An 18,047-nucleotide genomic window follows, 5' to 3' on the forward strand; every position below is an offset into this window, starting at 1 on the left:
TGCTTGTGTATCTTCTTTGTGACCGGTAAACTCGAGGACCACAAATTCTTTTTCAGCCGCAATGATGTGCGCGTTAAACTGCCTGATAACTTTTTCCAAGCTTGGATCTAAGCTTTCGATTGGGATTTTGTACAATGCTATTTCCTGATATACTACTTCATCATCCATGAAATAATACACTTTGATCACATCCACTACCTTTTCGATTTGCTTGGAAAGCTGGATAATCTGCTCATCCGTAACTGTAACCTCAATGGTTATTTTATGGATCCCATTAAGACGGCTTTCAGATGCTGTCAGCGCATCTATGTTGATGCCCCTTCTTGTGAAAATGATAGTAATACGGTTAAGTATCCCAATAAAATTTTCTGTATATACTAATATGGTATAACGGTTCATAAATTCAGTTTCATTCCTAGCTTAACCTTACCTCTTCCACCGAACATCCTGTGGCAATCATCGGGAACACATTGTCTTCTTTTTCGACGACAACTTCGAGGAAAAATGGGCCTTCATGTAATATCATCTGGGCAACTGCCTCTTTTAGCTCGTGTCTTTCCGTCACTTTCACCGCTTTGAGTTTATAAGCTTCTGCAATTTTGATAAAATCTGGGTTTTCAAGTTCTGTAAAAGAATACCTTTTATCAAAGAATAGCTGCTGCCACTGTCTTACCATTCCCAGGTAATTGTTATTGAGAAGCACTACTTTGACCGGTGCTTTTGTTTGCATGATTGTGCCAAATTCCTGGATGGTCATCTGTATTCCACCATCCCCAACCACGCAGATTACCTGCCTTTTGAAATCATGTAATTGGGCTCCCAAAGCTGCGGGAAGAGCAAATCCCATTGTGCCAAGACCACCTGAAGTGACTTGGGTTCTGGATTCCTTGTAGTTAAAATACCGCCATGAGATCATTTGATGCTGACCTACGTCTGTTACTAGAATAGCATTTTCATCTTTAAATTGGTTGATCAGTTGGATGACTTCTCCCATATGCAATCCACCATGTGTTGATTCAAGGTCGTATGACATGACAGCGGCTTTTTCCTCTTTGTCCAATTCCCTGAATTTTTCAAACCATTCATGGTGTGCATTAGAATTCACCGCATCGGTCAAAAAGGGTAGGCTTTGCTTGCAATCTCCCAAAACCGGAACTGCACATTTCACATTTTTATCGATTTCTGAGGGATCCAATTCAAGATGGACGACCTGTGCTTGCTTGGCATAGCGCTTAAGATCACCTGTGACCCTGTCATCAAACCGCATTCCGATAGCAATCAACACATCACATTGGTTGGTCAATAAATTCGGCGCATAGTTCCCATGCATCCCAAGTTTGCCGACATAGCAAGGATGGTCTTGAGAAAGCGCTCCCGAACCCAATAGTGTTGAAGCTGCGGGAATCCCTGATTTATCCAAAAAAGCTTTCAATTCTTCTTCTGCATTGGCAAGGATTACGCCTTGTCCATAGAGAACGTAAGGTCTTTTTGCATCATTGATAAGTTGGGCCGCAGCAGCAATTGATGAATGATTGATAGATACATATGGTCTATAGGATCTGATTCCCAAACAAGGTTCATAATTGAATTCACCAAACTCTACCTGGGCATTTTTTGTAATGTCCACCAAAACAGGTCCCGGTCTTCCACTTTTGGCTATAAGAAAAGCCTTGGCAATGGCCGGGGCAATATCCTCTACCCTTCTGACCTGAATATTCCATTTGGTACCCGGCATTGATAAACCGATCACATCGGTCTCTTGGAAAGCATCTGAACCCAAAAGATGGGCTGCTACCTGCCCTGTAATGCAGACTAGAGGAGTACTGTCGATCTGTGCATCAGCAAGGCCCGTAATCAGGTTAGTAGCACCAGGACCTGAAGTGGCTAGTACCACCCCTACTTTTCCCGAGACCCTTGCATAACCCTGAGCGGCATGGATGGCTCCCTGCTCGTGACGCGTCAGCACATGCTTGATCTGATCACTATAATCATACAAAGCATCATAAACCGGCATAATTGCTCCACCGGGATAGCCAAAAATGAATTCTGCATTTTCGGCGATCAAGGATCTCACTACGATGTCTGCTCCTCTAATCATAGAATTGGATAATTTTAAATTACTTATCAGTCACACATCCTTCCGAAGCGGAGGACACGAGTTTATTGTATTTTTTTAGTGTACCCTGAAGGTCACTCAAATCCTTATTTTTCCAATGTTTTTTCCTTTCAGCAAGTTCTTCGTCACTTACAGCACAGTTCAAGGTTAGTGAATCTGCATCTATGGTAATGATGTCTCCATTTTGAAGAAGACCTATCGGACCTCCTGAATAAGCTTCAGGAGTGACATGGCCGACAACAAATCCATGAGTTCCACCAGAAAATCTACCATCGGTAATCAATGCAACATCCGAACCCAAACCTGCTCCTATAATCATGGAAGTTGGTTTCAGCATCTCAGGCATTCCCGGTCCACCTTTGGGACCTATATACCGGATGACAATGACTTCACCTTTCTTTACCAGTTTATTCTTGATTCCTTCATTTGCTTCCAATTCAGAATCAAAAACACGGGCGGGGCCGGTGAAAGATTTCCCCTCTTTTCCTGTGATTTTGGCAACAGCCCCTTCAGGAGCAAGGTTGCCTTTCAAAATACAAAGGTGTCCGGTTTCTTTCAAGGGGGTTTCCAATGGATGAATGACATTCACCATAGAAGGGATGACAGGATCAATATCTGCAAGATTTTCCGCAACGGTTTTTCCTGTCACAGTCATGCATTCTCCATGAAGCATGCCATTATTCAATAAGTATTTCATAAAAGCAGGTAATCCACCCTGCTCAAATAAATCTTCCATCAGGAATTTTCCGGAAGGTTTGAAATCTCCCAAAAGCGGAGTTTCATGATTTACTCTTTCAAAGTCTGCTAAAGTAAAGTCAACCCCAGCTGTTTTGGCAATGGCTAGGATATGCAGGACGGCATTGGTACTTCCTCCCAGCGCAACTGCAACCCGGACAGCATTTTCAAGGCTTTTCTTAGTGACTATATCTTTTGGCTTGATATCTTTCTCTAAAAGGATGGTCAAATATTTGGAGATATCCTTACACTCAGAGACTTTTTCATCTGCTGTAGCAGGAGTCGATGAGCTGTAAGGCAATGACATACCCATGGCCTCAATGGCTGAGGACATGGTATTGGCCGTGTACATGCCACCGCAGGCACCAGCACCAGGACAAGCATTCTCGATCACACCCTGGTAATCAAGATCACTCAATTCACCTTTTACTCTTTTGCCATAGGCTTCAAAAGCAGAAACAATATTCAGCTTCTCACCCTTATAATTTCCTGAGCGGATCGTACCGCCATAGACCATAATCGATGGCCTGTTGATCCGCAACATCCCCATAATAGCTCCGGGCATATTCTTATCACATCCTGCCACAGCGACGCATGCATCAAATGAATGTCCGAGGATAAAAGATTCAATAGAATCGGCAATGATCTCCCTTGATACCAATGAATAGCGCATACCGGAGGTCCCCATGGATATCCCATCAGAAATACCCATGGTATTAAAAATCAAACCGGTCAGACCATGAGCTCTTGTAGCTTCCTTGATCAGACCGGCAAAGTCATTGAGGTGCATATTGCAGGGGTTACTTTCATAGCCACAACTAGCTATCCCTACAAAAGGCTGGTTCATCTGTTTGTCAGACATTCCCGTAGCGTACAGCATGGCTTTGCCTGCGGGATGTTCTTCATTCTGACTGATTTCCCAACTGTGTTTTTTCAAACTCATGGTTACTTCAGGTTGGTTAATAGGTTTATAAAAAAAGTGCCCCATCATCTGAGGCACTTAACATTGTATGGTTGTAGGTCAAATATGTCAGGTGCCTCAGTGTTTATTACAAATGAGAATAATAAAGCTAAGAGGAGTGACTATTTGAAACATGTGGTATGGTTCTTTTTTGATTGAATAATGTGCTACAATATTAAACCTCTATTTCGAGAGATACAATATTTAATTTCAATTTTTGTAGCAATCATAAATTTATAATGAATGAAAAAGTTTTAATTATAATATTTTATTCTGCAAATAAGATAAATGTAAAACTTTCACTTATCGTAACCTCAAATTTGTTGACAAATCAAAAGAATGTACTGATTTCACATATCACTAACCAAAAGTGATTTTTTTTGAATTTTTTTCAAAATAAAAATACCAAGAAATAAAATTCAATAATAATCTGCATCAAACACTGTCCAATCTCAAAATTTGGCAAATGGACAACCTACAGATTTTCAGGTTTTTATTTCATCATTTTGTATATGTGATACTCTTTTTGAAATCCTAAAAGAAAAATCCAAGTTCAAATCCGATTAAAAATTATAATTTCAAAGGTAAATAATCGAAACAAAACTGACATAAACTCTCATTTTTCAGATGATCGCTTTTCCAAATGCCAAAATCAACCTAGGACTTCACATCACCGCAAAAAGGAAGGATGGATATCATGACATAGAAACCTGCATGGTGCCTGTCCCTCTGTATGATGCTTTGGAAATAATGCTTTCAAATAAAACTGTCTTTGATACTTCCGGGCTATCTATTCCCGGCAATGAGAAAGACAACCTGATCTTGAAAGCACTGAAATTACTGAGGCAAGATTTCAATGACCTGCCCCATGTACATATTCATTTGCACAAAAACATTCCCATGGGAGCTGGATTGGGCGGAGGTTCTGCCGATGCGGCATTTGCGCTGACCCTGATGAATAACCTATTTGACCTGCATCTGGAAAACTGGTTTTTAGAGGACTATGCTGCTCAGCTTGGAAGTGACTGTGCTTTTTTTATTGACAATACTCCAAAAATCGCCACAGGAAGAGGAGAAATTATGGAACCTGTAGAAGTGGACTTAAAAGGAAACCATGTCTTACTTATCAAACCTCCCATCCATATCGGCACCAAAGAAGCTTATGCAGGAGTGAGTCCAAAAAAACCGGAGAAAAACCTCTCCCAAATCCTGAAAGACAAAACCCTTTGGAAAACGGAGCTGCACAACGATTTTGAGAAAAGCATTTTCCCTCGATATCCTGAACTGGCAGCTATCAAAAAATCCCTGTATGACATGGGCGCCTACTATGCTGCGATGTCCGGTTCAGGTTCTACGGTTTTTGGCTTGTTTGACCATCAGCCTGAGGCAAAAGATTGGGACAAGGAATATTTTGTTTTTGAAGGTGTAATTTAAATTGAAAAAAAAATTTCAACGACTTTATCTTGTCTCCACAGCCAAATTCGACCCCGTTTTGAGCTAAGTTCCCAACATTCTCTTGGCCATTCTTCTTTTTAGTATGTAATTGTTAATCGGGTAGATCAGTACTGAAATCAAAATAATCAAAGTCCCCAGATAAAACCCTCCAGTCATCTTTTCCTTTTCCCCAAAAATCAAAACTGCCAAAATAATCCCATAAACAGGCTCCAGATTGATAGTCAGGTTAACCGCAAAAGCAGTAATCCTTCTCATCAATTCCACAGAAACAGAAAAAGCATATACTGTACAAACTCCACTCAATAGCAGTAACCAAAGCCAATCCATCGGTGTAGGGATAAGCTGAAGTCCATTTTCGGCGAAGAAAAAAGCATATACCGGAAGCATCAGCAATGCAAAAACACATGCACCAAGCATTTCATAGAATGTCAAAACATAAGGACTGTGCCTTTTGGTAAGCCTGCCATTGATGACAGTAAATACTGCGCTCATCATCGCTGAGCAAATCGCCATTGACAATCCCAACCAATACCCCCACTCAAACCTGAAAATCACATACAGGCCTGAAATCACTAGCAGCCCCAAAAAAACTTCAAATGCCTTTATCTTTTTCTTATTGATTAGCGGTTCAAGAAATGCAGTCCAAAGTGAAGTCGTCGCCATTCCGGCCAAGCAAACTGAAGCTGTAGAAACCCTTGCTGCCCAGAAAAACAAAATCCAGTGAATAGAAATAATGAATCCTGTTCCGATGATTTTGGCAAGTTCAATATTGGAAACCCTGATAGATGATTTTTTCCACAAAAAAATGAGTCCAAGAATGGCAGTAGCAATCAAGGTTCTATAAAACACCAATTCGATGGAAGCAATACTGATCAATAATCCCAAAATGGCCGTAAAACTCCAAATACCCACAATAAAGTGAAGCATGAGGTAATCTTTTACTGTGGTTTTTTCGGACATATTACCTTGGTACCGTTTTATACAACACTAATCCTGTAGCAGCAAAAACAAAGTTTGGTATCCACACGGCTAAGATAGGATAGGCTGTTCCCGCCTCTGCAAAAGTCCGGGATAACAAAAACAAAATGATATATACAAAGGCCAACATGAATCCCAAAGCTATCTGAAAACCTGATCCTCCCCGCGTCTTTTTGGAAGAAACAATCACTCCTATAAAAGTCAAGATCACTGCTGCAAAAGGTGACATGAACCTGACGTATTTTTCAATCTTGTAAAAGTTGACATTGTCTGCCCCTCTTTCTTCCAATATTTTGATTTGCCTGTTGAGATCAGGAAGTTTTAATGTTTCGTGATGGTTGGTGGGCAGGTCAAAGTCATTGGGGGTAATCGAAAGCAAAGTATCTAAAGATTCCCCGACAGTATAGTCTTCGCCATCCTCATGCAATACTCGCATCCGCCAGTTTTTGGCCGACCAAGTATTGATGGCGGTATCCCACACGATCCTGTCTGCGGAGAGTTTCGCTATCAATTTTCCTTCCCTGATCTCTTCTAAAGTAAAATTATACCCTGTATTCCCTGAGGTATAGTACCTGGATATATAAGCATACACATCCGGCGCGACTTTGACATGGATGTTTTGCTGGGTAAAAAACTTATCTTCTTCAAGCCATCTTGACTTGAATTCCGTAACTCCGGCAGTAGCTCCCGGAAGGATCCATCCATTCATCAGAAAACTTACAATACCGATCATGGACGCCGAAAAAAGAAATGGAAAAAGCATCCTTACGAAACTTGTACCGCTACTCAAAATGGCAATGATCTCAGTCCTTCCCGCCATTTTGGAAGTAATGAAAATAACAGAAATAAAGACAGTAATCGGGGTGAGCAGGTTATTGAGGTACAGACCGTAATTGCCAAGGTACTTCAAGATCTCTTTGGCAGGGACTTCGTTCCGGATGAACTTGTCATTCTTCTCGGTGAAGTCCAACACCAATACAATCATGATCAGCATCAAAACCACAAAGAAATAGGTTTTGAGAAAATCTTTGATGATGAGCTTGTCGAGAATTTTCATCCTTATAACCTTCTGCTTACTTTTTCTACCATTTCTTTTTTCCAAGCCAAAAACCCGCCTGACTTGATTTTTTCCCTCGCCTGACCCACCAGCCAAAGGTAAAAAGCCAAATTATGAATACTCGCAATCTGTGCTGCGAGAATTTCCTTGCTGATCACAAGATGCCTAAGATAAGCTTTCGAATAAAAAGTACTTACGTATGAATTGATATTTGGATCGATTGGGCTGAAATCTTCCTTCCACTTTTCGTTTCGGATATTGATGATTCCTTCGGAAGTGAAAAGCATGCCGTTTCTCGCATTCCGTGTCGGCATCACACAGTCAAACATGTCTATCCCCAAGGAAATGCCTTCCAGAATATTGGCAGGGGTACCGACACCCATGAGGTATCTTGGTCTGTCTTTTGGTAAAATATCGGTGACCATATCGGTCATCTCATACATCATCTCAGCAGGTTCTCCCACTGACAATCCACCTATGGCATTGCCCTCCCTTTCGCAGGAAGCTACAAACTCTGCCGACTGCTTTCTCAAATCTTTGAAAACACTTCCCTGAATTATCGGGAAAAGCGCCTGACTATATCCATAGACTCCCTCAGTACTGTCAAACCTATCAATGCATCGTTTCAACCAACGGTGAGTAAGGTCCATGGATTTGCGGGCATAAGCATAGTCGCATGGATAAGGAGGGCATTCGTCAAAGGCCATGATGATATCCGCCCCGATAATCCGCTGAATGTCCATGACACCCTCAGGAGTAAAAGTATGCTTGGATCCGTCAATATGGGATTTGAAGATGGCTCCTTCTTCGGTCAATTTTCTGTTTGCTGCCAATGAAAATACCTGATACCCTCCGGAATCTGTCAGAATTGGTTTGTTCCAACCGTTAAATTTATGAAGACCGCCTGCTTTTTGGAGGACGTCCAAACCTGGTCTGAGGTACAAATGGTAGGTATTTCCTAGGATAATCTGCGCTTTGATGTCATACATCAATTCCCTCTGATGTACTGCCTTGACAGTACCTGCTGTTCCGACAGGCATAAAAATCGGGGTTTCGATATCCCCATGGTCTGTTTTGAGTAAACCTGCCCGTGCTTTGCTTTCAGGATCGGTAGCTTCTAGCTTAAACTTCATTCTGTTTGGATTAATCTCAATGTCTCGATTGCGGCTTGAGATACCATTTCGTTTTTTGAAACACAAAAATATAAGCTTATTCTTAAATGAATGCTCAATTTGATTTTATATTTGCCCCACAATAACAAGGGGATGTTTATACAAATTTTGTGGATCGTTTTTTTTGTCAGTCTTGCTGTACAGTTATTTTACCTTCTGTTTTTGTTTGGACGATTTGCCTTTTTTTACAAGAAGAAGTCAACTACTAATTCCCGGGAAAAGGAGCCGGTGACGGTGGTCATAGCGGCTCACAATGAGCGGACAAACCTCAAGAGAATCATCCCATTGTTGTTTGAACAGGATTATCCCAATTTTGAGGTGATGGTCATCAACGACCGATCATACGATGGGACAAAGAGGGTGCTCGAACAATTAATGGCTATCTATCCAAAACTGAGGACTGTCACGGTCGACTACACCCCAAACCATGTCACCTCAAAAAAATATGCACTCACTCTGGGTATCAAAGTGGCAAAAAATGACGTCATTCTTTTGACTGATGCGGACTGTAGGCCCAAAACCGATAAATGGATAGAATTGATGACAGCACCTGTGAGACTTGAGGGAAAAGATTTCGCGTTGGGCTTTTCACAATATGAATCTCAAAGAGGGTTTCTGAACAAATGGATCCAGCTGGAAACCGTCTGGACTGCTATCCTATACATGTCATTTGCAGTTTGGAAATCACCATTTATGGGTGTCGGACGCAACCTGAGTTATAGAAGGAGCTTCTTTATGGGCAAAAAAGCATTCAAGGGACTTTGGGATATTGAATGTGGGGATGATGACCTTTTTGTAAACCTTCATGCCAATAGCTCCAATGCCGCAGTGGTAGTAGACCCTGAAAGCATCACTTTTTCCGTACCTAAAAACACTTGGGAAGAATATTTCACACAAAAGAAAAGACATTTTCATGCAGGAAAATACTACACCGCAGCTAACAAACAAAAAGTCGGATGGTATGCATTTACCCATTTTCTGTTTTGGGTGACAGGGATAGTATTGCTTATATTTTCAGTTATTAATCAAAATTGGGAACAAATTTTGGTAATAATGGGTATAATGGTTGTCCGGTCTATATTAATCACCTCGATATTCCAATCTGCCAGAAAAAAACTTGAAGGTAACTTTGAGTTTTTATGGTCGATGATTTTCGATGTCATGTATATAGGGTACTTTTGGATTCTGGGTTCATTGGGGTACCTGTCAAAAAAAGTTAAATGGAAATAAACGAAAGAGGATTTTCAAGCAAGGCCTTAGAGGACTTCGAACTCATAGACAAAGCTGTCATTGAGTTGGACCAGCAGGCCTATGCCATGCTGATGAAGCGGTATAAAAAAGCCGTTTATTTCATGATTCTCAAAATGATCAGGGATACTGATGACGCCGAAGACCTGACAATGGAAGCTTTTGCCAAAGCTTTCAAAAACCTCCATAAGTTCAAAAAGGATTATACTTTCAGCACATGGCTATTCAGAATAGCCACCAACAATACTATTGATTTTATCCGGAAGAAAAAGCTCAAAACCATGAGCCTCAACACCAGTATGAGTGATGATGGCGGCAATTCTGTCACGATAGATGTGGAGGACGATGACAACAACCCTCAGGATGAATTTATCAGATCACAACGGATTGAGATGGTCAGGATTTTTGTCGACAAGCTGCCTGCCAAATACCGGAAATTGGTAGAGTTGCGCTATTTCGATGAATTGTCCTATGAAGAAATCGCTCAGGAATTAGACAAACCTCTTGGGACTGTAAAAGCGCAGCTGCATCGTTCAAGGGAACTTTTGTATGAAATTGCCTCAGGAAAAGAGGATCATATTTGAGGGAAGTTATCTCAATTTTTTCCGGTTTTCTGAAAGTCACAAAAACAACTTCTTATCCCTGATATAATCCTCCACAGATTGGGGAATAAGATACCTTACCGAGTTCCCGTTTTTGATTGCGTCTCGGATAAAAGTCGCAGAAATATCCATCAGCGGCGCTTCGACATACTTGATATTAGGATGATTCAAGTTAGGTTTGTCACCGGGACGGGGATAGACATACAGTCCGTATTGCTCCAAGATTACCTCAAAATTTTTCCATTTGTGGAAGTGTGTCAGGTTGTCCCCTCCTACAATCAACCGAAATTGATGGTTGGGGTGCTTTTCGGAAAGGTAAGTAAGCGTATCAATGGTATAGCTCGGTCGGGGCATGTGAAACTCCACATCGGAGGCCCTAAAATAAAAATGATCGGCAATGGCGAGCTCTACCATTTTAAGCCGATCAAATTCATGTAATAATGATTTTTGCTTTTTGAAGGGATTTTGCGGACTGACCACAAACCATACCTCATCCAAGTCAGTCCTATCCTGCATCACATTGGCAATGATGAGATGGCCGATATGAACAGGATTAAAAGATCCAAAAAACAATCCTATTTTCAAAATAACTGTATGATTATTTAGCCAGAAAATCCCCTACAAGCTTCTCCGCCTCAGCAAAAGATTTCTCTCTTTCGTCATTCAAAATGATAGCATCAAACTTATCCTGAAAGGTAGTTTCAAATTTTGCTTTGTATAGCCTTCTTGACAGACTTTCTTCAGATTCTGTACCGCGGTCCTTCAACCTTTCGTGCAAAACCTCCAAAGAAGGCACTTTGACAAAAACGGCCAATGCTTTGTCCCCAAAATACTTCTTGAGGTTGATGCCACCTTTGACATCCACATCAAAAATGACATGCTTTCCTTCATCCCAAAGTCTTTGGATTTCTTCTTTTAGGGTTCCGTAGAAATTGCCTTCGTATACTTCTTCCCACTCTATGAAATCGTCGCTGTCTATTTTCTTTTTAAAATCTTCGGGTGTCAAAAAATAATAATCTTTCCCGTTCTCTTCTGTTCTTCCTCTTTTGTCCCTAGTGGAAGCCGAAATTGAAAAACCAAGGTTGGGAAATTTACTTAAGAGGTGTCTTACTATGGTAGTTTTGCCCGAACCGGATGGGGCTGAAAAAATGATTGCTTTTCCTGAGGACATGGCGGGTTATTTTTTATCCTGGATAATCTCTCTGATACTTGCCGCAAGTTCACTTGGAACAGCCTGTTTGGTGCATTTGGTCTTCAGGACATCGCGGATTGCCTGTTCAAGGTGAAAATGCTTGAAGCATGGTTCACATTTGGCCAATTTTTCATTGAGCATTTCCTTCGAATTGGTATTGTTCTCCCCATCTAAAATGCTTTCCAAAAGCTGGAAACATTTACTGACATCAGAACACGAAAGCTTCCTTTCTCCAGATGGTGTTGAATTATCGTCCATTTTTAATCTTACTTGATATACTGTATTTGAATAAAATTTTCCCTTTCTGAATAGTCCTAACGAGAATTACTCCTCTTCGTCATCTCCATATCCCATTGTCGATGCATAGGAACGCAGTTTGTCTTTTAATAAGTTCCTTGCCCTATGCAATCTTGACCTCACAGTACCGATTGGTATATCCAATATCTTGGCCATCTCCTCGTAGGTAAATCCTTCGAGGTCGCACAATATTATCACTGTTCTGAAATCTACAGCGAGACTGTTGAGCGCATTGGATATCTCGTCGCCGAGCATGTCCTTGACGGCATCGACCCTCAGATCCGTGGTACTGCTATAATCAACATCATCTGAATTATAATAAGTTTCAACTTCCTGATAATCAATTTTTGCAGGTTGTTTGCTCTTTTTTCTGTAATCGTTGATGAAGGAGTTTTTCAGGATGCGAAACAGCCAAGCTTTGGCATTGGTTCCCTGCTCAAAGGAATTGATAAACCTAAATGCTTTGAGGTAGGTATCTTGTACCAGATCTTTGGCATCATCCTCGTCAAAAGTAAGCCTGTAGGCAAAATTGTACATAGAGTCTATGTTGGGCATAAACTCCTGATCGAAGATATTACTCTTTTCCTGTTCGGAATATTTTTTTCTCTGAACTTCAGACATAAGATTCAAAAGTAATCATTGGAAGAATTTATCACTAATATTTTCAAATAAAGTCGGCTGTTTTGGCTTATTTTGAATTTTTCAAGACAATGCCCTGTTACCTGTCATTACGACCAAAATTCGCATGATTATAGTCAGACTGATATCATATTTGCCACTGTGGGTACTTTACCTGTTCACTGATGTACTTTATCTATTTGGATACCATGTTTTGAAATACAGACAAAAAGTCATTCTTGATAATCTTTTGCATGCCTTTCCCGAAAAATCGGACAAAGAAAGAAGATCCATTTCAAAAAAATTCTTCCGAAACCTCACCGATACCTTTGCTGAAACCCTGAAGTTCTATACCATCAGCCAAAAAGAAATCGAAAAAAGACTGACCATCCTCAATGGACACCTCATCATTGACCGGGTTAACCATGGTGAAATCGTAATTTTGATCAGCGGTCACTTCATTAATTGGGAAGCATATGTCATCGGGTTCAAAGCGCTTGTCGATACCAGGCTAGAAACTGTCTATTCCAAACTTTCCAATCGTTTTTTTGATTCATTGATGATGAATATTAGGGGAAGATTTGGTGGAACTCTGGTTGAAAAATCAAATTTCGGCAGGAATTTTTTGGAGAAAAGAAATGTGCCCCGGGCAATAGGCTTGGCAGCTGACCAACGGCCCGGAAATAAAGAAATCCGATATTCTGCAGAATTTATGAACCGTGAAACAGCATTTTTTGAAGGGCCTGAAAAACTTGCGAAAAGAAATGGCTATGCTGTTTATTATTGTAATATGAAGAGGCCAAAAAGAGGCCATTACACCATGACTTATGAATTGGTTTGTGAACCACCTTACACAGATGCTCCTTCACATAGTATAACAGATGCTTTTATTCGGATTACCGAAAAAGGAATCCGGGAACAACCCGAGATTTATCTCTGGAGCCATAATCGGTGGAAGTAAACTTAATTTCCTTTGCCCTTCCAAAATCCCTAACTTTGAAACTTGAAGGATTAAATTGACGCATGGATTATTTAAAAGGACTCAATCCCCCCCAAAGAGAAGCAGTAGAACATACAGATGGCCCGGTAATGATCATCGCAGGTGCAGGTTCAGGAAAGACAAGGGTTCTCACCTACCGCATCGCCCACCTGATCCATGCCAAAGGAGTCGATCCTTTCAATATCCTGTCCCTTACTTTTACCAACAAAGCCGCTGCGGAAATGAAACTCCGGATCGAGAAACTCATCGGACTCGATGCCCGGAATACCTGGATGGGTACTTTTCACTCGACTTTTGCCAAAATCCTCCGGGTCGAAGCTGACAAAATCGGCTATCCTTCCAACTTCACCATTTACGACACCGATGACAGCAAGTCCTTGATCAGGAGTATTGTCAAGGAGATGAAACTTGATGACAAGGTTTATAAACCCAGTACTGTCCTGTCGCGGATTTCCGGTGCCAAAAATAGGTTGATTGCTTGGGAAACTTACCTCAATGATCCATATATCAAATCCGATGATGAGGCAGCCATGAAACCAAGGATGGGAGAAATCTACAAAAACTACCAAAAGCGGCTATTTCGCTCCGGAGCGATGGATTTCGATGACTTGCTTTTCAATACCAACGTCCTCTTCAGAGACCACCTCGATGTGCTGAACAAATACCAACAGCGATTCAAATACGTAATGGTGGATGAGTTTCAGGACACCAACGTCTCCCAATACCTCATCACCAAAAAACTCGCATCCGTTCACCAAAATATCTGTGTGGTCGGGGACGATGCACAAAGTATTTATGCCTTTCGAGGGGCAGATATTCAGAACATCCTGAATTTTGAAAAGGATTACCCGGATCTGTTTGTAGTCAAACTCGAGCAAAACTATCGCTCCACCAAAAATATCGTGCAAGCTGCCAACAGCATCATTGCCAAAAATAAAGCCCAACTCAAAAAAGACATTTGGACGCAGAATACTGAGGGAGACCTGATCGAACTCATCAAAGCAAGTTCGGACAATGAGGAAGGAAGGTTGGTCGCTACGACGATCTTCGAAGAGAAAAACAACAAAAAACTCAACAACAGCGACTTTGCTGTTCTTTACCGCACCAACTCCCAATCCAGATCTATAGAAGAAGCTTTGAGGAAAATGAACATCACCTACAAAATCGTAGGTGGTTTGTCATTTTACCAAAGGAAAGAAATCAAAGACCTTTTGGCTTATTTACGATTCGTTGTCAATCATGAAGATGAGGAAGCATTCAAGCGGATCATCAATTATCCAAAGCGGGGAATCGGCGACACGACAGTAGAAAAAATGATGGTGGCAGCCTACGAGCATGATATCCCGCTGTGGGATGTGATCCAAAACGCGACCAGTTTTTTGGGAGGTCGGGCAGCCAATTCTGTGGATGATTTTTGCACGATGATCAAAAGTTTTGGGATCGAGGTGGAAAGAAAAGACGCTTTCGAAGCGGCTTCCAGCATCGCAAAGCAGTCCGGATTATTGAAGGATTTGTACGAAGACAAAACCATCGAAGGACTCAACAGGTACGAAAACGTGCAGGAATTGCTCAATGCGATCAAGGAATACGTGGACAATCCTGAGAATCCGGAAAAAAGTCTCGGTGCATTCCTTCAGGAAATCGCCTTGCTGACTGACAATGACAGGAATAAAGACACCGGTGATGCTGTTACCCTGATGACCATCCACTCATCGAAGGGATTGGAATTCAAGCAGGTTTTTGTTGTCGGTATGGAGGAGGACTTATTTCCCTCACAGATGATGATGCAGAGCAGGGAAGATTTGGAAGAGGAAAGAAGGCTTTTTTATGTCGCCTCTACCCGGGCTATGGATAAGTTATACCTGACCTATGCCCTGACTCGTTATAGATTTGGCAGGTTGTTGAATTGTGAACCGAGCCGCTTCTTGGAGGAAGTTGACCCGATGTGCATCCGGGTCAACAAAAGGATGACATCTGCCCTTTCAGGAGCATTGAGAAATGAATCGAGCGAAGGAAAATCAGGATTTGTGGGAATCAAAAACCAAAGTCAAAGACCCATGACCACGGCAAAAATCCATACCCCAAGTCCTGACTTCAAACCTTCCAATACCAATAACCTGCAAGCAGGTGCTAAAGTGGAGCATCCAAAGTTCGGTTTTGGCATAGTAAATAAGATTGAAACCGAAGGAATCAACAGAAAAGCAAGCATTCAATTCGATAATTTTGGAGAGAAGACATTATTACTTAGCTTTGCGAAGCTTCGAATCATCGAATAGACCAATCCCAATTTAAAAGTTTTTTTACTTTAACAATCGTACAGACGGGAGACAACATGAGCAATCAAGAAATTACAGATAAGCATTCAGTTATTTTGAAAGAATACGGAAAAAACATCCAACGTCTTTCCATTTACATATCCGAAATGGAAGACAGGGAAAAACGCACCCAAAGTGCCTTTCTTTTGGTGGAAATGGTCAAGCAGCTCAACCCTTCCATGAAGGCAGAAAACGACCAAAAAATTTGGGATGACCTCCATATCATGTCAGACTTTCAACTTGATGTCGATGGCCCTTACCCAAGTCCACAAAGAGAATTGCTCAATAAAAAGCCTGCAAGGGTTGGATATCCGAAAGGTGAAATCAAATTCAAACACTACGGCAGAAACATTGAAAAACTGATCGAAAAAGCTGTTGAAATCGAAGATGATGAGGAGCAGGAAGCTGCGATCATCTACATCGGTCAGTTGATGAGAAGTTTTCATTCTACCTGGAACAGAGAAAATTTTGATGACGGGATCATTTTGGATGATATCAAAACCCTTTCTAAAGGAAAACTCCATATCGACTTGGAAAAAGTAAGAGAAATGGGACTTTTTGAAACCAATACCCGAAGAGATTTCAAACTTCCTTCAGAGCCGGAAGCAAATACCAATAACAACCGCAGGAAATTTAGCGGAGGCAATGACAGAAGAAGAAACAATAACGGAGGCCATAAAAAGCGCAGATAAATGTCATCATTCAAAGTAAAAGGCGGCCTCAAACTGAAGGGTGAAATCATTCCCCAAGGCGCCAAAAACGAAGCACTCCAAATCCTTTGCGCGGTGCTTCTTTCCTCCGATAAAATCACAATCCACAAAATCCCCGATATCAGGGATGTCAATAAGCTCATAGAACTCCTTGGAGACATGGGTGTAAAAGTGGAAAAAATCGGTCCCGAATCTTACACTTTTCAGGCAGACAACGTGGACCTGAACTACCTCGATACAGATGATTTTCTCAAAAAAGCATCGGCACTCCGTGGTTCAGTCATGATCCTCGGCCCGCTTTTGGGAAGATTTGGACATGGAAGACTTTCCAAGCCGGGAGGAGACAAAATCGGCAGAAGAAGAATGGATACACACTTCTACGGTTTCCAAAAACTCGGTGCAGAATTCCATTACGACAGCAAAAGAGAAATATTCCATATTGATGGCAAAAACCTCAAGGGAGCTTATATGCTTTTGGATGAGGCTTCCGTCACCGGTACCGCCAACATTGTCATGGCTGCAGTCTTGGCGGAAGGAAAAACCACCATCTATAACGCGGCTTGCGAACCTTACCTACAACAGCTTTGCGACATGCTCAACCGCATGGGTGCAAAAATCACAGGGGTCGGTTCCAACCTATTGCATATCGAAGGTGTCAAATCCCTAAAAGGAACAGAACATACCATGCTTCCGGATATGATTGAGATTGGATCGTTTATCGGTCTTGCTGCCATGACCCAATCGGAAATCACCATCAAAGATGCCCAAATCCATAGATTGGGAATCATTCCCGATACTTTCAAAAGGATGGGGATCAAAATGGAATTCCGTGGGGATGATATTTTTATCCCTGCGCAGAAGCATTATGAAATCGAGACTTTCATTGACGGATCTATCCTGACAGTGGCCGATGCGATTTGGCCGGGATTTACGCCTGATTTGCTGAGTATCATTTTGGTCACCGCAACCCAGGCAAAGGGAACAGTTTTGGTGCATCAGAAGATGTTCGAAAGCCGTTTGTTCTTTGTCGATAAACTGATCGATATGGGTGCACAGATTATCCTTTGCGATCCTCACAGGGCAACAGTCATCGGTTTGGACAGGAAATATCCACTCCGTGGAATCCGCATGACCTCTCCGGATATCAGAGCCGGAGTCTCCTTGCTGATCGCTGCACTTTCTGCGGAAGGCACATCCATCATTGACAATATCGAGCAGATCGACCGTGGCTATCAGTATATAGACAAAAGGCTGAATGCGCTAGGGGCAGAGATTGAAAGATTGTAAAATTGGTCCCGATAACTATCGGGATGGAAGATTGGGGAGTTTTAAAGTTTGAAAGTTAGGAAAGTTGGAAGGTCATAAGGTTTTGAAAAAAGGATTTATGATGCAAAAAAAAATCTGCTGGTTTTCTTTAAACAAATACTCCATAATTGAACGTTTAACAGTTTGAAATCAAAAAACAAAAAAAGTATGATTACTGTACATCCTCAATATATAAAAGATGCCGAAGGCAACCTTATTTCGTGTAAGGATAATAACGTAGGATTTCTAAAAGGCATGTTCCAGTCTTTTTACGATGCCCCAAGAG

Annotated in this window: 17 protein-coding genes; 7 read left to right on the plus strand and 10 right to left on the minus strand. The window is 41.5% G+C overall.

The features are described 5' to 3' along the window. The 3 genes from ilvN to ilvD form a co-directional block, all read right to left on the minus strand. On the minus strand, window positions 1-399 hold a 399-nt coding region (ilvN, locus tag ACZFYI_RS04470; RefSeq protein ID WP_462522915.1), incomplete at its 3' end, for an acetolactate synthase small subunit. A 16-nt stretch (window positions 400-415) separates the two neighbouring features. Continuing rightward, window positions 416-2,098 (minus strand): biosynthetic-type acetolactate synthase large subunit, encoded by a 1,683-nt coding sequence (gene ilvB, locus ACZFYI_RS04475; RefSeq protein ID WP_462522916.1) that lies wholly within the window; start codon window positions 2,096-2,098, stop codon window positions 416-418. Window positions 2,099-2,117: 19 nt separating this feature from the next. Continuing rightward, on the minus strand, window positions 2,118-3,794 hold the full coding sequence (ilvD, locus tag ACZFYI_RS04480) for a dihydroxy-acid dehydratase (RefSeq protein WP_462522917.1): 1,677 nt from the start codon (window positions 3,792-3,794) through the stop codon (window positions 2,118-2,120). A 645-nt stretch (window positions 3,795-4,439) separates the two neighbouring features. Here ilvD and ispE point away from each other — a divergent pair. Further along, window positions 4,440-5,246 (plus strand): 4-(cytidine 5'-diphospho)-2-C-methyl-D-erythritol kinase, encoded by an 807-nt coding sequence (gene ispE / locus ACZFYI_RS04485; RefSeq protein WP_462522918.1) that lies wholly within the window; start codon window positions 4,440-4,442, stop codon window positions 5,244-5,246. A 63-nt stretch (window positions 5,247-5,309) separates the two neighbouring features. Here the strand turns inward: ispE and ACZFYI_RS04490 are convergent, their stop codons facing one another. From ACZFYI_RS04490 to tgt, 3 genes are read right to left on the minus strand one after another with little or no spacing between them, the layout of a single operon-like run. Next, the gene (locus ACZFYI_RS04490; protein ID WP_462522919.1) at window positions 5,310-6,227 is read right to left on the minus strand and encodes a DMT family transporter; all 918 of its coding nucleotides are present in this window, start codon (window positions 6,225-6,227) and stop codon (window positions 5,310-5,312) included. Between the two features lies 1 nt (window position 6,228). Continuing rightward, complete coding sequence (locus tag ACZFYI_RS04495) at window positions 6,229-7,302, minus strand: LptF/LptG family permease (RefSeq protein ID WP_462522920.1); 1,074 nt, start codon at window positions 7,300-7,302, stop codon at window positions 6,229-6,231. A 2-nt stretch (window positions 7,303-7,304) separates the two neighbouring features. Next, the gene (gene tgt / locus ACZFYI_RS04500) at window positions 7,305-8,435 is read right to left on the minus strand and encodes a tRNA guanosine(34) transglycosylase Tgt (protein ID WP_462522921.1); all 1,131 of its coding nucleotides are present in this window, start codon (window positions 8,433-8,435) and stop codon (window positions 7,305-7,307) included. A 132-nt stretch (window positions 8,436-8,567) separates the two neighbouring features. On the opposite strand from tgt, the gene ACZFYI_RS04505 reads away from it, so the two are divergent. Both ACZFYI_RS04505 and ACZFYI_RS04510 read left to right on the plus strand, forming a co-directional pair. Beyond that, complete coding sequence (locus tag ACZFYI_RS04505) at window positions 8,568-9,704, plus strand: glycosyltransferase (protein WP_462522922.1); 1,137 nt, start codon at window positions 8,568-8,570, stop codon at window positions 9,702-9,704. After that, complete coding sequence (locus ACZFYI_RS04510; RefSeq protein ID WP_462522923.1) at window positions 9,695-10,306, plus strand: RNA polymerase sigma factor; 612 nt, start codon at window positions 9,695-9,697, stop codon at window positions 10,304-10,306. The genes ACZFYI_RS04505 and ACZFYI_RS04510 overlap by 10 nt, the downstream gene beginning before the upstream one ends. A gap of 36 nt (window positions 10,307-10,342) precedes the next feature. On the opposite strand, the gene nadD is transcribed toward ACZFYI_RS04510, so the two are convergent. The 4 genes from nadD to ACZFYI_RS04530 form a co-directional block, all read right to left on the minus strand. Then, window positions 10,343-10,909 (minus strand): nicotinate (nicotinamide) nucleotide adenylyltransferase, encoded by a 567-nt coding sequence (gene nadD / locus ACZFYI_RS04515; protein ID WP_462522924.1) that lies wholly within the window; start codon window positions 10,907-10,909, stop codon window positions 10,343-10,345. 13 nt (window positions 10,910-10,922) lie between these two features. Beyond that, window positions 10,923-11,495 carry a guanylate kinase gene (gene gmk, locus ACZFYI_RS04520; protein WP_462522925.1) on the minus strand — a complete coding sequence of 191 codons (573 nt, stop codon included), beginning with the start codon at window positions 11,493-11,495 and terminating at the stop codon, window positions 10,923-10,925. 6 nt (window positions 11,496-11,501) lie between these two features. Then, window positions 11,502-11,774, minus strand: a complete 273-nt coding sequence (locus tag ACZFYI_RS04525; protein WP_462522926.1) for an anti-sigma factor — start codon at window positions 11,772-11,774, stop codon at window positions 11,502-11,504. Between the two features lie 66 nt (window positions 11,775-11,840). After that, a complete protein-coding gene (locus ACZFYI_RS04530; protein WP_462522927.1) occupies window positions 11,841-12,434 on the minus strand; it encodes a sigma-70 family RNA polymerase sigma factor in 594 nt (197 codons plus the stop codon). Between the two features lie 124 nt (window positions 12,435-12,558). Between ACZFYI_RS04530 and ACZFYI_RS04535 the strand changes: the two genes are divergently transcribed. The 4 genes from ACZFYI_RS04535 to murA all read left to right on the plus strand — a co-directional run bounded on the left by ACZFYI_RS04535 (window position 12,559) and on the right by murA (window position 17,743). Further along, window positions 12,559-13,392, plus strand: a complete 834-nt coding sequence (locus tag ACZFYI_RS04535) for a lysophospholipid acyltransferase family protein (RefSeq protein WP_462522928.1) — start codon at window positions 12,559-12,561, stop codon at window positions 13,390-13,392. A 62-nt stretch (window positions 13,393-13,454) separates the two neighbouring features. Next, a complete protein-coding gene (locus tag ACZFYI_RS04540) occupies window positions 13,455-15,707 on the plus strand; it encodes an ATP-dependent helicase (RefSeq protein WP_462522929.1) in 2,253 nt (750 codons plus the stop codon). Between the two features lie 56 nt (window positions 15,708-15,763). Beyond that, a complete protein-coding gene (locus tag ACZFYI_RS04545) occupies window positions 15,764-16,438 on the plus strand; it encodes a DUF4290 domain-containing protein (protein ID WP_462522930.1) in 675 nt (224 codons plus the stop codon). Further along, complete coding sequence (gene murA / locus ACZFYI_RS04550; protein ID WP_462522931.1) at window positions 16,439-17,743, plus strand: UDP-N-acetylglucosamine 1-carboxyvinyltransferase; 1,305 nt, start codon at window positions 16,439-16,441, stop codon at window positions 17,741-17,743. The last annotated feature ends 304 nt before the right edge of the window (window positions 17,744-18,047 follow it).

It is taken from the genome of Aquiflexum sp. (assembly GCF_977115555.1).

Excerpts from the sequence above, each read along its gene's own strand:
- ilvB (WP_462522916.1), bottom strand. The coding sequence starts at position 2,098 with ATGATTAGAGGAGCAGACATCGTAGTGAGATCCTTGATCGCCGAAAAT.
- ilvD (WP_462522917.1), bottom strand. The coding sequence starts at position 3,794 with ATGAGTTTGAAAAAACACAGTTGGGAAATCAGTCAGAATGAAGAACAT.
- ispE (WP_462522918.1), top strand. The coding sequence starts at position 4,440 with ATGATCGCTTTTCCAAATGCCAAAATCAACCTAGGACTTCACATCACC.
- ACZFYI_RS04490 (WP_462522919.1), bottom strand. The coding sequence starts at position 6,227 with ATGTCCGAAAAAACCACAGTAAAAGATTACCTCATGCTTCACTTTATT.
- ACZFYI_RS04495 (WP_462522920.1), bottom strand. The coding sequence starts at position 7,302 with ATGAAAATTCTCGACAAGCTCATCATCAAAGATTTTCTCAAAACCTAT.
- tgt (WP_462522921.1), bottom strand. The coding sequence starts at position 8,435 with ATGAAGTTTAAGCTAGAAGCTACCGATCCTGAAAGCAAAGCACGGGCA.
- ACZFYI_RS04505 (WP_462522922.1), top strand. The coding sequence starts at position 8,568 with ATGTTTATACAAATTTTGTGGATCGTTTTTTTTGTCAGTCTTGCTGTA.
- ACZFYI_RS04510 (WP_462522923.1), top strand. The coding sequence starts at position 9,695 with ATGGAAATAAACGAAAGAGGATTTTCAAGCAAGGCCTTAGAGGACTTC.
- gmk (WP_462522925.1), bottom strand. The coding sequence starts at position 11,495 with ATGTCCTCAGGAAAAGCAATCATTTTTTCAGCCCCATCCGGTTCGGGC.
- ACZFYI_RS04525 (WP_462522926.1), bottom strand. The coding sequence starts at position 11,774 with ATGGACGATAATTCAACACCATCTGGAGAAAGGAAGCTTTCGTGTTCT.
- ACZFYI_RS04530 (WP_462522927.1), bottom strand. The coding sequence starts at position 12,434 with ATGTCTGAAGTTCAGAGAAAAAAATATTCCGAACAGGAAAAGAGTAAT.
- ACZFYI_RS04535 (WP_462522928.1), top strand. The coding sequence starts at position 12,559 with ATGATTATAGTCAGACTGATATCATATTTGCCACTGTGGGTACTTTAC.
- ACZFYI_RS04540 (WP_462522929.1), top strand. The coding sequence starts at position 13,455 with ATGGATTATTTAAAAGGACTCAATCCCCCCCAAAGAGAAGCAGTAGAA.
- ACZFYI_RS04545 (WP_462522930.1), top strand. The coding sequence starts at position 15,764 with ATGAGCAATCAAGAAATTACAGATAAGCATTCAGTTATTTTGAAAGAA.
- murA (WP_462522931.1), top strand. The coding sequence starts at position 16,439 with ATGTCATCATTCAAAGTAAAAGGCGGCCTCAAACTGAAGGGTGAAATC.